Here is a 12,701-nt window from a genome sequence, read left to right on the forward strand (position 1 = left end):
TGACGACCCGGACTGTCGAGGGGCAGGGCGCTGTGGACGGAGGCCGGGCGGATCCCAATCGGCGTCCCGCGCCCTGCGCCTTACAGAGCTTCGGCTCCCCTGAGTTCCATCCAGAGCTCCACCTTGCGGTTCAGGTTCTCCTGGAAGTCCCGGCTGAAACTCCGCTGGATCTGGCTCTTCTTGGCCGTCGCCCCGTCTTCCAGGGCTCCCTTCCGGAATCCGGTGGCATAGCCGACGGGAACGCCCTCGAAGACCTTCGCACCGTGAATGTATTTCGAGCAGTCCGCCTTCGGCAGTCCGGACTTGTCTCCGCAGGGCTCGCGTTCCGTATACAGATTGCGCGCTTCGATCGGAGGCATTCCGTTCGCCTGGCGATGGGAATTGACCAGGTCCAGATAGTTTCCGAGGTGGGGTTCGGAGTGGGCCTCGTCCGGTGTCTGCTGCGGGATCGAGCTGTCCACCAGGTAGTACGTCTGGCCGTCCTGCGGGTTGAAGACCTCGACGACGGCGTAGTTGCGAGCGGTGAAGTCGGGGCGGTTCCCGCTGGTTCCCGCCGCTTCCGTCAGCCGCATCTTGCGGACGGCCTCCGGCCCGTACACCTCTTCGGCGTGCTCGTAGGCCTGGCGGCTGGGGTTGGCCTTGCCGTTGCTCTTCACGCCGAACATGTCGGCCTGCGCGTGGTAGTGGACTCCGCGCGATATGTCGTTCTGCTGCGGGAGGCCGGCCGGCGGATTCGCGTAAGGGGGATTCAGGCTCGTCGGAGGCACGCCCAGAGGAACGTGTCCCACAGCGTTCTGCCGGTGGAAGTCGAGACTCAGGCGGGCCAGGGTCGCGACGACTTCGCCTCGCTCGGAAGGCGTCAGGTCGGCGAATCCCGGGAGCGCGTCGGACAACTCGGCATGGGTATAGGGGCCGGTGTTCCCGTTCGGGCGGGAGGCCGGATCCAGTACCTGTTCCAGGTCCCCATCGTTCAGCCAGCGCCGGAGATGCGCGTCCGTGACGTCGGTGTCTATCTGGGACACCTCGTGGCTGTGGCGAAGGGTGTCCTGCGATCCCTCCGGCAGCATGCTGTAGTGGCTGTGCTGCTTCTGGCCCGGCTGCCGCTCGCCGTACGGGGTCGACCCCTCCCCCTCGGGTTCGAGCGGGACGGGCGGCTGACGCTTCGGCTTCTTCGGCGGCGGCTCGGCCGAGCCGTCGTCGTCGGAGTGGGGGTGCTTCGAGGGGGCGCCGTACGACGGGGTCTGCCCCGGCTGGGGCTGGCCGGGCGGGGTCTGCCCAGGCGGGGTCTGCCCAGGTGAGGTCTGCCCCGGCGGGGTCTGCCCCGGCTGCGGGGGGCCTTGCTGGGGCGGGGCCGTCTGGGTGGGCGGCGGTGTCTGGCCGGGGGGTGTCGTCGTGGGCGGCGTCGTGGTGGTCGGCGTCTGGCCGGGAGGTGTCGTCGTGGGCGGCGTCGTGGTGGGCGGCGTCTGGCCGGGAGGTGTCGTCGTCGGTGGTGTCTGGCCAGAGGGCGTCTGGCCGGGAGGCGTTGTGTGTGGCGTGGTGGATGCTGGCGTCGAGGTGTCGCCGGGGGTGCCGTTGTAGGTGGGGGCGGACGTCGGGGTGGACCCGTCGCCCGGCGTCGCGGTGCTCTGTGTCGTACTGGGAGACGCGTTGGGAGACGTGTTGGGCGTCGTCCCGCTGGACGTGTCGCCCGGCACACCATTCGGCGTCGGTGTCGTACTCGGCGTCGCGTTGGACGTGTTCCCGGGTGTTGTGTTGGACGTGGTGGTGGACGAATCGCCGGGCGTCCCGTTGGACGTCGTCGTGCTGGGGGTGCCCGTGGGGGAGGTGTTTCCAGGTGTCCCGTTCGGCGTCGCCCCGTTCGGCGTCGCCCCGTTCGGCGTCGCCCCGTTCGGCGTCGCCCCGTTCGGCGTCCCGTTGGGGGTCGTCGCGCTGGACGAGTTCCCGGGCGTCGTATTGGACGACGTCGCGCCCGGCGTCGTAGTGGACGTGCCGCCAGGAGTTCCGTTGGACGGCGTCGCGCTCGGCGTCGCGTTGGACGTCGTCGCGTTGGACGTCGTCGCGTTGGACGTCGTCGCGTTGGACGTCGTCGCGTTGGACGTCGTCGCGTTGGACGTCGTCGTGTTCCCCTGGTTCTCCCAAGGGGCGTTCATCGTCTGCCCGTTGGAGTCGAAGGGGACGTAGCGGACGCCCGCGGCGCCGGTGTGGATGGGGTTGGGCGAGACCTGGCCGGTCTGGTGGTCGACCCAGATGATGTTGCCGTTGTGGTTGTAGACGTTGAAGGCGTGTCCGCCACCGCCGGGCCACTGCACGCCGACCACGGCCGCGGAGCCGGGTCCGGCCTGCTGGAGGTGCTGGGCGATCCGGCCGTAGGGGTTGGGATGGTCGGCGCCGGCCCAGATCTGGGGACGGCCCGCCCAGGCGTCGAGGTTGTTGTACGAGTCGCGCTCGGGCGACATCGTGTCGAGGGAGCCGTCCGGATTCGTGTCCGGCGTGCGGGGTGCGGCGACCTGTGGGTCGCCGAACCAGGTCGACAGGCCCGAGCGGGCGTTGTCCAGACAGTTGTTGGAACGGCCGGGCTGGCTGATGCCACCGTCGTTCTGGAGCTGGGCCCAGGTCCCGTTCGGGTCCGGGTGGCGCTGCGGCGTGCCGTCGGGATTGCGCGGAACCGCGTTCAGCAGGGCCTGCTGGTCCGCCGGGTCGGGCGGGAGCAGACCGTACGGGGCGTGGTTCAGGCTGTCGCGTATCTCCTGGAGGCTCTGGCCCTGAGACAGCGGAGCGGGTGCCGGCGGCGGTGTCGGGGCCGGTGCCGGAGTGGCCGGTGTCCCCTCGCCCGGGGTGTGGCCGGGCTGCTGGTTCTGGGGCTTGCCGTTCGGGTGCTGCGTCGGGTCCGCGTACACGCCGGGCGGGATCGTGCTGGTCGGGTTCGCCGGATTGGCCTGGTTCGGCACTCCGCCGGGGGTCGTCTGACCGGGCGTCGGGGCCGGGTTCGGGGTCGGGCCCGGCGTGGGGCTCGGCGTCGGAGTCGGGTTCTGGGTGGGGCTCGGCGCCGGGTTCGGGGTCGGGTTCGACGACGGGGTCGGGGTCGGGTTCGACGCCGGGCTGTTGGGCGTGGGTGTCTGGGTGTTCGGCCGTGCCGGGGTCTGGGTGGGCGCCTGCCTGGTGGGCTGGGCCGGTGTCTGAGCGGGGTTGGCACGCTGAGGGGTGTCCGTCCGCGGCCGCGGGGTCGACGCCGCGGGGCGCGCCGGTTGCTGGGCCGGTGTGGTGGGCTGTGAGTTCGTGGCCGGTGCCGGGCCGGTCTGGGGCGCCTGGTTGGGGATGTTCGTCGCCGGGCCGGGATCGCCGGCCGGGGTGGCGCCCGGGGTGGGCCCGGGGCGCGTGGAGGTCGCGGAGACGGGTGCCTCGGTCGTCGTCACGCTCTGCGCGTGGAACGTCGGCGCCGACGAACGCGACGGCGAACCCGAACTGGAACCCGTATGCGGAGCCGGACCCCCGTTCGGCGTCGAACTCGGTGTCGAGGACTGGGGGGAACCCTGCGTGTTCCCGGGCGTGGTGCCAGGCGTGTTGCCCGGTGTCGAGGTCGAGGGCGAGGTCGAATCGGGCGTGTGTCCCGGTGTCGAGGTCGGCGTCGAACCTGGGGTGGGCCCCGGTGTGGCGCCCTGCGTCGCGTGCGCCGGGGAAGGCGTGGCGCTCTGTGTCTCGTGCGCCGGCGAGGGTGTGCTGGAAGGCGTCGTGTTCGACGGCGTCGTGTTGGACGGCGTCGATGTGTTGCTGGCCGGCGTCGTGCCCGATGGTGTCGATGCATTGCTGGCCGGCGACGTACCCGAGGGCGACGTGTTCGACGGCGAAGGCGTGCCCGAGGGTGACGACGTGTTGCCGGACTGCGGTGTGCCCGAGGGCGTCGTGTTCGACGGCGAAGACGTGCTGCTGGCCGGCGACGTGCCGGAGGGCGACGACGCAGTACTGGCCGGAGACGCATTGCTGGTCGGAGACGCGTTGCTGGCCGGAGACGCATTGCTGGTCGGAGCTGACGAAGTGTTCGCCGGGGACGACGAGGTGTTGGTCGGGGACGTCGTCCCGTCGGTGGACTGCGGCGTGCCCGTCTGGGCGGCGGCGGGCTGCTGAACCTGCGTACGCGGATCCTGCCCGGCCGACGGGTCGTGCGGGCTCCCCTGCGACGGGGTCTGCGCGGAACCCGGGGCCGGTGCCCCGTTCGTCGTGTCCTGGGCCGTCGGGGCGCTCTCCGACGACGTGTTGATGTGCTGCGCGGTCGTGCTCGACGGCGTCGGCGAGGCCGTCGACGTCTCGGTCGCCGCATGGGTCTGCGGCCCGGAATGCGGTTCCGGCGACGTGGTACCGGCGGCACCGGGATCCCGCTGCGGGCCCGAAGAGCCGGAAGACCCGTCCGCCCCGCCGGTATCGGTCTGCCCGGAGGCACCGCCGCCGGTCTGCTGCTCGTGGTAGCCGGCATCGAACGGCGTCAACGGCTTGCCACCGTCGGAGGAGGGGCCGCCGCCCCCGGTACCCGCGCTCGACCCCGTGTCGCCGGAGGCAGCCGCCGTGGTCCGCACCTGACCGCCGTCGCTCCCGGGCCCGGAGGATCCCGCGGAGGCCGAAGAGGAACCGGTGTGCCCGGCCCCGCCGCCACCGTCGCCGGACCCGGAGCCCGAGCCCGCGGGGGGGGGACCGGATCCGCCGCCCGAGCCGGTCGACGTACTTCCGGAACCGCCCGAGCCACCACCGGACCCGGACCCAGCCCCGGACCCGGCACCCGAGCCACCGCCCGCGCCCGACCCCGCTCCGGAACCGGACCCGGAATCCGCACCCGAACCCGAACCCGACGAACCGGACCCCGACCCGGAGTTCGACCCCGGACCCGAATCCGCCCCGGAACCGGAACCGGACCCGGAATCGGACCCGCTCCCGCCGTCACCACTCGTCCCGGAGTCGGAGCCGCCATGGCCGCTGTTGCCCGCGGCATGGTCGAGCCCGCCCCGGGCGTGGTGTCCGGCCCGGCCACCGGCGCCGTCCCGCAGCGACTCACCGAGCGTCGAGCCGAAGTTGTCGAAGCCGTCCTTCACCGCAGTGGTGCCGGCGTTGGCGGTGCGCCCCAGGTTGTAGCCGTCCTGCGCGCCGAAGCTCTGGTTGACGGTCTGGGCGATCAGGTCCTTGCTCATCTCCTCCAACGCGGAGATGAACGGTTCCTTCACCGCCTCCAGTACCGCCTCCAGGATGGCCTCCGCCGTCTCCTTGAGGATCTTGCGCACCGCGACTCGCGTCACCTGCGACAACGCGGCGGACGCCGCACCCGACAACCCGAACGTCAACACGGCGGTCGCCGCCGCGATCGCGATCTGGATCGCCAGCACCGTCAACTGGATGATCACCGCGATCTTCATCGCGATCACCAGCACGGCCGCCGTGTCGAACACGACCGCGATCATTTCGGCTGCCTGCCGGGCATCGTCCAGATACCCCGACCCGCCGGAGAAGTCCTGCCACTTCTCCACGAACGCGTCGATCGAGTCGCCGTAGTTGTCCGCCGTGACGTTCCCCGCCGACTGCACCGCCGACGCCTGGATGTCACCGACCTGCGACCCGAACTCCCGCCAAGTGGCGGCACACTGCGTCAGGTGGTCCTCATTGGCGGTCGGCCAGTCGAAGCCGAGCATCTCCAGCACCCACGCCAGCTCGTCCGGCAGCATCATCGCCACGACGGCATCCCCCGAATCCCCGTGTTCTGTAGCCCCGTGTCCCTGCGTCCTCGTACAACTCAACTGACGCGGGTTTGCCGCGAGTTTACCCAGTCACCCGAACAGCGGGTCAACCGCGGGCGCCCCATCCCCCGGAACTGCACACAACTCGCACGACCCGCACCGGTGTCCCGGGCCGACGTCCGGTGCGTCGGAGGCGCACGGGTCCGCGTTTCTGATGGGGGGAGGCGGCTGAAACGGCTGTGCCCCGCGTCCTGGGGACGCGGGGCACAGGTTCTCGGGCCTTACGGGTCTTACGGGTCTTACGGGTCTTACGGTCCTACTGGTGGCCGTAGGGGGACTGCGAGGGCGGAGCCTGCGGGTACGAGCCGGGTGCCGGGGGTGCCTGCTGCGGGTAGCTTCCCGGGTGCTGCGGGTACTGCTGCTGCGCCGGGTACGGGGGCTGTCCGCCGCCGCCCCAGCCGCCACCGGGAGGCGGGGGCGGTCCGCTGCCGTTGTTCTTCCTGCTCCGGACGATCAGGACGACGACGATCACCAGGACGACGAGGGCGCCGACGACGATCCCGATGATCACGCCCGGGCTCATGCCGCTGGAGTCGGAGGAGTCGGAGGCCGCCGTGCCTGCTTCGGACGACGAGGACGAGGACGGCGCCGAGGCGCTGCCGCCCTTCCCCTTCGCGATGGCGGAGTTCAGCTCGTCGATCTTCAGGGGGCCGTTCTTGGAGCCGGCCGGGATGTTCGCGGTGAGGGCCGAGTACGGTTTGATGAATCCGTAGCCGTAGTGCTCGTCGGGGAGCGTCGTCCCCTTGGCAGAGGCGGGCAGCCCGGCCGTCTTGACCAGCCGGTTGACCAGTTGGCCCGGGGTCAGGTCGGGGAACTTCTGCTTCAGGAGGGCCAGGGCGGCGGAGACGTAGGCGGTGGAGCCCGAGGTGCCATTTCCGACGTCGTAGCCATCAGCATCGAGGCCGGCGACGACGTTCTTGACTCCTGGCGCTGCGAGCAACACTTCAGGACCGTAGTCCGACTTATCCCAGATCTGTCCATTGGAGTCCACCGCGCCCACGGTGACTACACCCGGCTCGACTGCGGGATAGCTCTCGGACGACTTGGCGACCACCTCGCCGTCGTTGCCTGACGCCGTGACGACAGGTACACCATGCTCCAGGGCGTACCCGATCGCCTCCCGCTCCAATTGAACGTCCTTGCTGATGTCCCCGGCGTCTCCGATGCCCTGAGAAATGTTGATGACATCAGCGCCATGGTCAACGGCGTAGCGAATCGCCGGCCCGTAGAAACCGTCCGACGAACTTCCAACATCGCGGATGGGGAGGATCTTGGCGTCCGGGGCCAGTCCCTTCACTCCGTCGGCGCCTCCTGCGCCGTGGCCATGCGCGGCGATGACACCTGCCATGGAGGTGCCGTGCTCCGGCTTCTCCGCACTCGGGTCCGGCTCGACCGAGTCGTCACCATCGACGAAGTCCTTGCCCTTGAGGAACTGGCCTTCGAGGTCGGGGTGATCCGTCTTGAAGCCGTTGTCGATGACTGCGACCGTCACGCCCTTTCCGGTTGCGACGCCCCAGACCTTGTCGGCCGAGAAAGCGGCAAGAGGCCACTGATCGTCTCTCACCTGGTCGGCCGACGCCGTCGGCGCGGCCGCGAAGAGCAGTGCTCCCGCCGCTGCCCCGGCGCCGACCGCGCGCAGCGCTCGCGTGAAGCCCATGCCGTTACACCTCATCCCTCGCAGGTCGGGGCCCACAGCCCGAAGGCTGCGGGCCCCGTCTTGTCGTCACCGCACACTTAACCAGCAGTCCTGGCTACTCCACGACCTTGGGGTTGACGACGCGGTCGTTTGCCCAGGTCTCCTCGTCCTCGACCAGGTAGTCCGGGCGGGAGTTGTCGCGCCTCTTCTTGTCCTTGGCGTTGGTCTGGGCACCGCGGCCCATGGCGCCGTTGCGTTCCGCGCTCGTACCGGCACCACCGGTTGCGGTCTTGGGCTTCTGGCGCAGGGCAGAGCCGCCCTGCTGTCCCGATCCGGGCTTCACCACGGACTTGCCGATCTCGCCGCCCTTGGTACGGGCGAGCGAGCTGCCCTTCAGGCCCTTCGCGTCCGGTTTGCCCGCGCCGGCTCCCGTACCACCGGCACCGAGCCCGCCTCGACCAGCGCCACCGGCGCCCAGTCCACCGCGGCCACCGGCGCCGGCTCCGCCGCGCCCCACGCCACCTGCGCCGAGCGAACCGCGGCCCGCAGCGCCCCGTCCGCCTGCTCCGAGGCCCGCGCCGGCACCGATCCCGGCGCCGAGACCCGCTCCTCCGACCCCACCGGCACCTGCACCGGCTCCGGGTCCGGCGATTCCGCCGCTGATGCCGCCGCCCGTGCTGATCCCGCCACCCGTGCTGATACCGGCTCCTCCACCGGCGCCGCCGCCGAAGCTGAGGTTGCCGGCGCCGATCTGGGATCCCGTGGGAGGCTTCTGCGAACCGATTCCGCCACTGATGCCGTCGCTGCTCGCGTTCGGCGACTGCACACCTGTGATCGACGAGCCAGAGCCCGACCCGCTGGAACGGCTGAGATTGCTCGTCGCGGCACGGGCCGAGGGGCGGCTCAGGGAACCAGCAACGATCGGCACGGGGGCGATGCCACCCGGCTCACCCGGATAGTCGTCCGTGTCTTCCCGGCCCGATCCGTTCCGGTTCCACGACCCCATCGACTTGGTCTGCGCGTTGTACGCACCCCCCAAGTCCTCCATCTTCACAGCCATCTTCATCTGCGCCTCGCGCCCCGCGGACATGTCGCCCTCGCGGTTGTCCACGATGTCCTGCGCCGAGACGTTCGAGTTGGCGATGTCGCGGTCGAGGCCGTCGGTGTCGCGGCCGCCGTCGGTGAGGCGGTCGCCGATGCTGCTGGCCTTGCTCGGCTTCTGCATCGCCATGACCTCGGGCTTGATCTCCTCGAGCTTCACGGCGGCGCTCGTCATCGCGGTGGACACGTACGTCGCGTACGTCGACGTGTCCTCGATCTTCTTCGCGATGATCTTCGAGCGGGCCTGGAACTGGTCGGCCGACGAGCCTTCCCAGTCCTTGAGGACCTCGCTCACGGCCGCCTCGTAGACAGCCTTGACGTCGACCAGCTGATCGTGAACGCCCTTCCAGCCGTTGGCGGCCTGATGCACGTCCGCCGGGTTGGAGTTCTGGACCATGGCCTTCATCTGGTCCATGTCGTGGTTCTTGAAGTCGCTGGAGTGCTCGCCGACATAGCACTGGGTCGGCGCCTGATAGTTGTAGTCCGCGCCCTTGTCGCTCATCTCTGCCCCGTCTTCCCTTCGCGTCCGCTACCGGCCCAGTACGTCACGCCATCGATCCGGACGTCGTGCTGTAGTTCCCGCCCGGGGATCCGCCGGACGACGACGTCGAAGCCCCGTGCACCGAGCTGGCGGTGGTCGCTTCCGCGTCCTGGTAGGCCCCGTGCGCCCGCTTCGTCTTCGTACCGAAGTCGTCCATCACCGACTCCAGGTGGTCGACGACGGCTTCGAGATACGTCTTCATCTCGTCGTGCGCGGAGCTCAGCTTCTGGGCCTCGTCGAACCCGGTCCCCAGAGCGCCCTTCGGCAGGTACGTGTTGTGCTTGGTGTCCGCGCTGGTCTTCCCGAGGTCGCTGATGACCCCGTTCAGCTTCTTGATGACCTGGTCGAGCGCACTCAGATCGACCTTGTACCCGTCACCGGCCATGCCCTTGGCCCTCCCCGTTCGTCCCGCTAGTCCCGTTCATCCCCATGCGGGGAAGTAAGTCCGGTCCCCTGTCACAAGTCTGTCTCTAGACTATCGAACAGCACCCGCAGCCCGCCCGGTGCTCCCTGTCACAACTGCGCGACAAGCGTGGCGGATACACGGCTTGCGTCGCGGTCGCACGTGGCGGCCGGGTTCACCCGAAGGGATTCGCCCCGGCGGCGGGCCGGGTGTCCGCCGAACTGCCTTCGTGGGTCGACGTGTTGGCGCTGTCGGGCGTACGCCGCAGTGGTGCGGGCATCGCGCCGGGAGCCGAACGGGCCGTCGGGGTGTCCGCGCCCGTGCCCGCCGTCGCGCCCAGGTTCTCGAAGTCCTTGCCGGTGCGTTCGTCGTTCCATTCGTGGCCGTCGGCCGAGGCGCGGAGGTTGGCCGCTCCGGCGCGGACGCGGGCGCGGAGGCCGTCCAGGGCCGGCTTCCAGCTGGTGGAGACCTCCTGGAGCGCCGAACCGAACGCCCAGCCGGAGAGGGAGCCTCCCGCGGTGTCGGACTCCTTGACCGCCTTGTCCGCCGGGCCCTTCAGGTCGTCGGCCAGCGCGTCGGCGGCCTTGGCGGAGGCGCGGAGTTCGGCGGGGTCCACATGCGTTTCGTTCGACATTCACGGCTCCTCTGCCCTGTGCCCTCTGCTCTGTGCCCTGTGCCCTGCCGGCATCGACGGCATCTCTGCACTACTACCGCTCACCCGGCTCTCGACCACCGCCCGGTCCTCGCTCACCCGGCGCTCGCCCGTCCGGCCTCCCGGTTCAGAACTGCTGCTGCTCGGCGCCCGGCGGCAGCAGGCACGGGGTGCTCACGGAGAAGGAGAAGCGCTGCGGCTTCTTCTTGCCCGAGCCGACCGTCTCTGCCTCCACGGAGTACTGGTTCTTCTTGTTCCGCGCGCGCAGCACCGACGACTCGTAGGCGCTCTTGAACTCGCGGTAGCCGGTGACCTCGTACCCGCTCTTCCTGAGTTCGTCGCGCAGGGTGCGCACGATACGGGTGTGTTCGGTCGCGGGCGCCGGTGAATAGACGTAGTAGAGGAGGCTGTAGCGCCCGTCGTCGGCGACTTCGTCGTGTGCGCCCACGCAGTCCTCGAACACCGTCCTGGCCGTGTCGGGGAGCAGGTCGACCCCGGCGACCCGGGCCAGGTGGGCGGTGTGGTCCTTCGCCCACTTCAGCGCCGTGTCCTTGGCCATCCGCGGCAGCGGGGCGTTGCGGTCGTCGTCCTGGGACATGCATCCTCCGGTCAGCAGCATCGCGGCGCACAGGGCGACGGCGGTGCGGACGGCGCGTTCTCTAGCCGATGAAGGAGCCTTGCTCCGGATCGTCATTGACTTCCTTCGGTACTTCCGTGGGTGGTTTGCCCGCGATGATGGCGCCCTGGTTGGCCAGGGAGTCGCTGTCCCGGTCCCAGTAGCCGCTGTGCCCGTGGGTGTCGACCTCGAAGTTGTTGCCGCCGAACGGTGCCCGCAGCGGGTCGTCCCCCAGGGTGAGCCCGGCGAAGTTGTTGATGATGGGATCGTCGTCGGCGCCGCCGACCCACACGTGCTCGGGGTCCATCTGGAGGTCGGAGGCCTCGTGCACGGTCATGCCGGGGCTGCCCACGACCACCACGTCGTCGGCGCCGAGGCCGTGGCCGCCCGCCGCCGCGGCGCCGACCACGGTCGAGCCGTAGCTGTGTCCCATCACGGTGGTGTGGCCGGGGGGACCGTCGTGCGCGGCGTGCGTGCCCGCGACGAACCGCCGCAGGTCCGGCGCGGCGTCCTCGGCCCGCCCCTTCCCGCCGACGCTGTCGAAGTCGGTCCCGGACGCCTCGGGCGCGTCGTACCCGAGCCAGGTGACCATGGCGACGCTCTCGCCGTCGGACTTCTTCATGGCCGACTCCTGGAGCATGCTGATCCGGTTGAGCTGGCCGGGGACGCCCTCCATGTCGGTGTTGGTCCCGGGCACCAGGATGCCCGTGTGGTCGGCGGTGTCCGGGTTGCCCATCGCGATGATCGCCCGGCCGTCGTCCTTGGAGTCGTAGCCGATGAGGTACAGCTCCTTGCCCGGGCGCGCGCTGTCGCCCGCGTCGAGGCGGTTGCTCAGCAACTCGGCGTTCAGCAGGCGCTGGTTGACGGTCTCGTCGCTCTCGCCGGGGAAGTCCTCGTCGTAGTTGCCCTCCTGGAGGGCGTTGAGCTCCTGGCCGAGGGCGGTGCGGTTCGCGTCGTCGCGGACGTCGGTCGGCAGGCCGTCGGTCGCCCCGATCTGCTGCGGGTAGAGCGTGGTGTACTCCTGCCGCTCCTCGGGGCTGAGCGCCTTCCACCAGGCCGCCGCGCCCTTCGGGTCGTCCCGGGGGATCTGCGGGTCCTGGACGCCGATGTCCTTCATCGCCAGCCGGGTGTCGTCGGCGGACTCGGCCGCCGCGTCGTGGCTGAGCGGGTCGGTGAGGATGTCGCCGTTCAGCCGGCCGAGCGCCTTCGCGCCGTCGTCGCTGGCCTTGCGGGCGTCGGTCAGGGCCTCGTCGATCCGGGCCCGGTACTGGCCGAGCAGATGGTTGCGGTCGGCGATGATCTGCCGGGCGTCGGGGTCGTTGTGCGGGAGGTCCGCGGTGGTCGGGTCGGTGACCCAGCCGTCGCCGTCGACCGCGAAGTGGTCCTGTTCGGCGCGGCGTACGGCGTTGCGCAGGGCGGTCTGGGCCGACTCCATCCACACGCGGGTGGTGTCCACGACGCGCGCGACGGCCATCGCCTCGGTCTCGACCACGCTCAGCCGCGACTCGACGTCCTCCAGGAAGAAGAGGGCGCTGTCCGCGTCGTCGCCCTTCCAGGACCGGTGCAGAGGGCCGGTCACGGACGTTCTGTGACGGCTCGTCAGGGTGTCCGCCGTGGTGGCGAGGGCGCGCCAGGCCGCGGCCGACGCCTCCGTGTCCGAGAAGTCCTGCTTCAGCAGCCGGGCGAAGTCAGAAGCCACGACGGACCCCGCCCGCTCTGCTCGCCATCGGCATCGGCATCGGCATCGGCATCGGCGAACCGCACGTCGGAACAGGCCCTTTGGACATGGTGCGAAGCCCCCGCTTCGGATGATCTCCAGCTGCCGCCTTGCGGTCACCGACTGTAGAACAGCGAGCGAACACACGTACGCGCTTTACGGGGTTCTCCTCCGGCCACTCCCCCGGGCACGCGGGTCGCTCCCCCACGTACGCGGATCGAGTGGTGTGCCGCCCCGCGCCGGTCACCGAAGGAGTGAGCG

General features: G+C 70.3%; 10 protein-coding genes. 3 read left to right on the forward strand and 7 right to left on the reverse strand.

From position 1 onward, the window contains the following. Window positions 1-80 precede the first annotated feature (80 nt). On the reverse strand, window positions 81-2,948 hold the full coding sequence (locus tag ACIP5K_RS28115) for a toxin glutamine deamidase domain-containing protein (protein WP_401413930.1): 2,868 nt from the start codon (window positions 2,946-2,948) through the stop codon (window positions 81-83). A gap of 55 nt (window positions 2,949-3,003) precedes the next feature. Here ACIP5K_RS28115 and ACIP5K_RS28120 point away from each other — a divergent pair, with 55 nt between their 5' ends. The 3 genes from ACIP5K_RS28120 (at window position 3,004) to ACIP5K_RS28130 (ending at window position 5,532) form a co-directional block, all read left to right on the forward strand. Then, window positions 3,004-3,180, forward strand: a complete 177-nt coding sequence (locus ACIP5K_RS28120) for a hypothetical protein (protein WP_401413932.1) — start codon at window positions 3,004-3,006, stop codon at window positions 3,178-3,180. A 195-nt stretch (window positions 3,181-3,375) separates the two neighbouring features. Further along, on the forward strand, window positions 3,376-4,122 hold the full coding sequence (locus tag ACIP5K_RS28125; protein ID WP_401413934.1) for a hypothetical protein: 747 nt from the start codon (window positions 3,376-3,378) through the stop codon (window positions 4,120-4,122). Between the two features lie 1,134 nt (window positions 4,123-5,256). Then, a complete protein-coding gene (locus ACIP5K_RS28130) occupies window positions 5,257-5,532 on the forward strand; it encodes a hypothetical protein (RefSeq protein ID WP_401413935.1) in 276 nt (91 codons plus the stop codon). Between the two features lie 498 nt (window positions 5,533-6,030). Here the strand turns inward: ACIP5K_RS28130 and ACIP5K_RS28135 are convergent, their stop codons facing one another. The 6 genes from ACIP5K_RS28135 to ACIP5K_RS28160 form a co-directional block, all read right to left on the reverse strand. Further along, window positions 6,031-7,431, reverse strand: coding sequence for a S8 family serine peptidase (locus ACIP5K_RS28135; RefSeq protein ID WP_401413937.1), 1,401 nt, complete (start codon window positions 7,429-7,431; stop codon window positions 6,031-6,033). 94 nt (window positions 7,432-7,525) lie between these two features. Beyond that, window positions 7,526-9,013 carry a WXG100 family type VII secretion target gene (locus ACIP5K_RS28140; protein WP_401413939.1) on the reverse strand — a complete coding sequence of 496 codons (1,488 nt, stop codon included), beginning with the start codon at window positions 9,011-9,013 and terminating at the stop codon, window positions 7,526-7,528. A 43-nt stretch (window positions 9,014-9,056) separates the two neighbouring features. Further along, the gene (locus ACIP5K_RS28145; RefSeq protein WP_401413941.1) at window positions 9,057-9,437 is read right to left on the reverse strand and encodes a hypothetical protein; all 381 of its coding nucleotides are present in this window, start codon (window positions 9,435-9,437) and stop codon (window positions 9,057-9,059) included. A 193-nt stretch (window positions 9,438-9,630) separates the two neighbouring features. After that, complete coding sequence (locus ACIP5K_RS28150) at window positions 9,631-10,089, reverse strand: type VII secretion target (protein WP_401413942.1); 459 nt, start codon at window positions 10,087-10,089, stop codon at window positions 9,631-9,633. 145 nt (window positions 10,090-10,234) lie between these two features. Next, window positions 10,235-10,801, reverse strand: coding sequence for a hypothetical protein (locus tag ACIP5K_RS28155; RefSeq protein WP_401413943.1), 567 nt, complete (start codon window positions 10,799-10,801; stop codon window positions 10,235-10,237). Further along, on the reverse strand, window positions 10,767-12,422 hold the full coding sequence (locus ACIP5K_RS28160) for an alpha/beta hydrolase (RefSeq protein WP_401413946.1): 1,656 nt from the start codon (window positions 12,420-12,422) through the stop codon (window positions 10,767-10,769). Before ACIP5K_RS28160 ends, ACIP5K_RS28155 begins: the two co-directional genes overlap by 35 nt. Window positions 12,423-12,701: the final 279 nt, after the last annotated feature.

The sequence above is a fragment of the Streptomyces sp. NPDC088785 genome (genome assembly GCF_044750685.1).
Classification (GTDB): domain Bacteria; phylum Actinomycetota; class Actinomycetes; order Streptomycetales; family Streptomycetaceae; genus Streptomyces.

What these genes read in the sequence shown, in the direction of transcription:
- ACIP5K_RS28135 (WP_401413937.1), bottom strand. Translation starts at nt 7,431, where the DNA reads ATGGGCTTCACGCGAGCGCTGCGCGCGGTCGGCGCCGGGGCAGCGGCG.
- ACIP5K_RS28140 (WP_401413939.1), bottom strand. Translation starts at nt 9,013, where the DNA reads ATGAGCGACAAGGGCGCGGACTACAACTATCAGGCGCCGACCCAGTGC.
- ACIP5K_RS28145 (WP_401413941.1), bottom strand. Translation starts at nt 9,437, where the DNA reads ATGGCCGGTGACGGGTACAAGGTCGATCTGAGTGCGCTCGACCAGGTC.
- ACIP5K_RS28150 (WP_401413942.1), bottom strand. Translation starts at nt 10,089, where the DNA reads ATGTCGAACGAAACGCATGTGGACCCCGCCGAACTCCGCGCCTCCGCC.
- ACIP5K_RS28155 (WP_401413943.1), bottom strand. Translation starts at nt 10,801, where the DNA reads ATGACGATCCGGAGCAAGGCTCCTTCATCGGCTAGAGAACGCGCCGTC.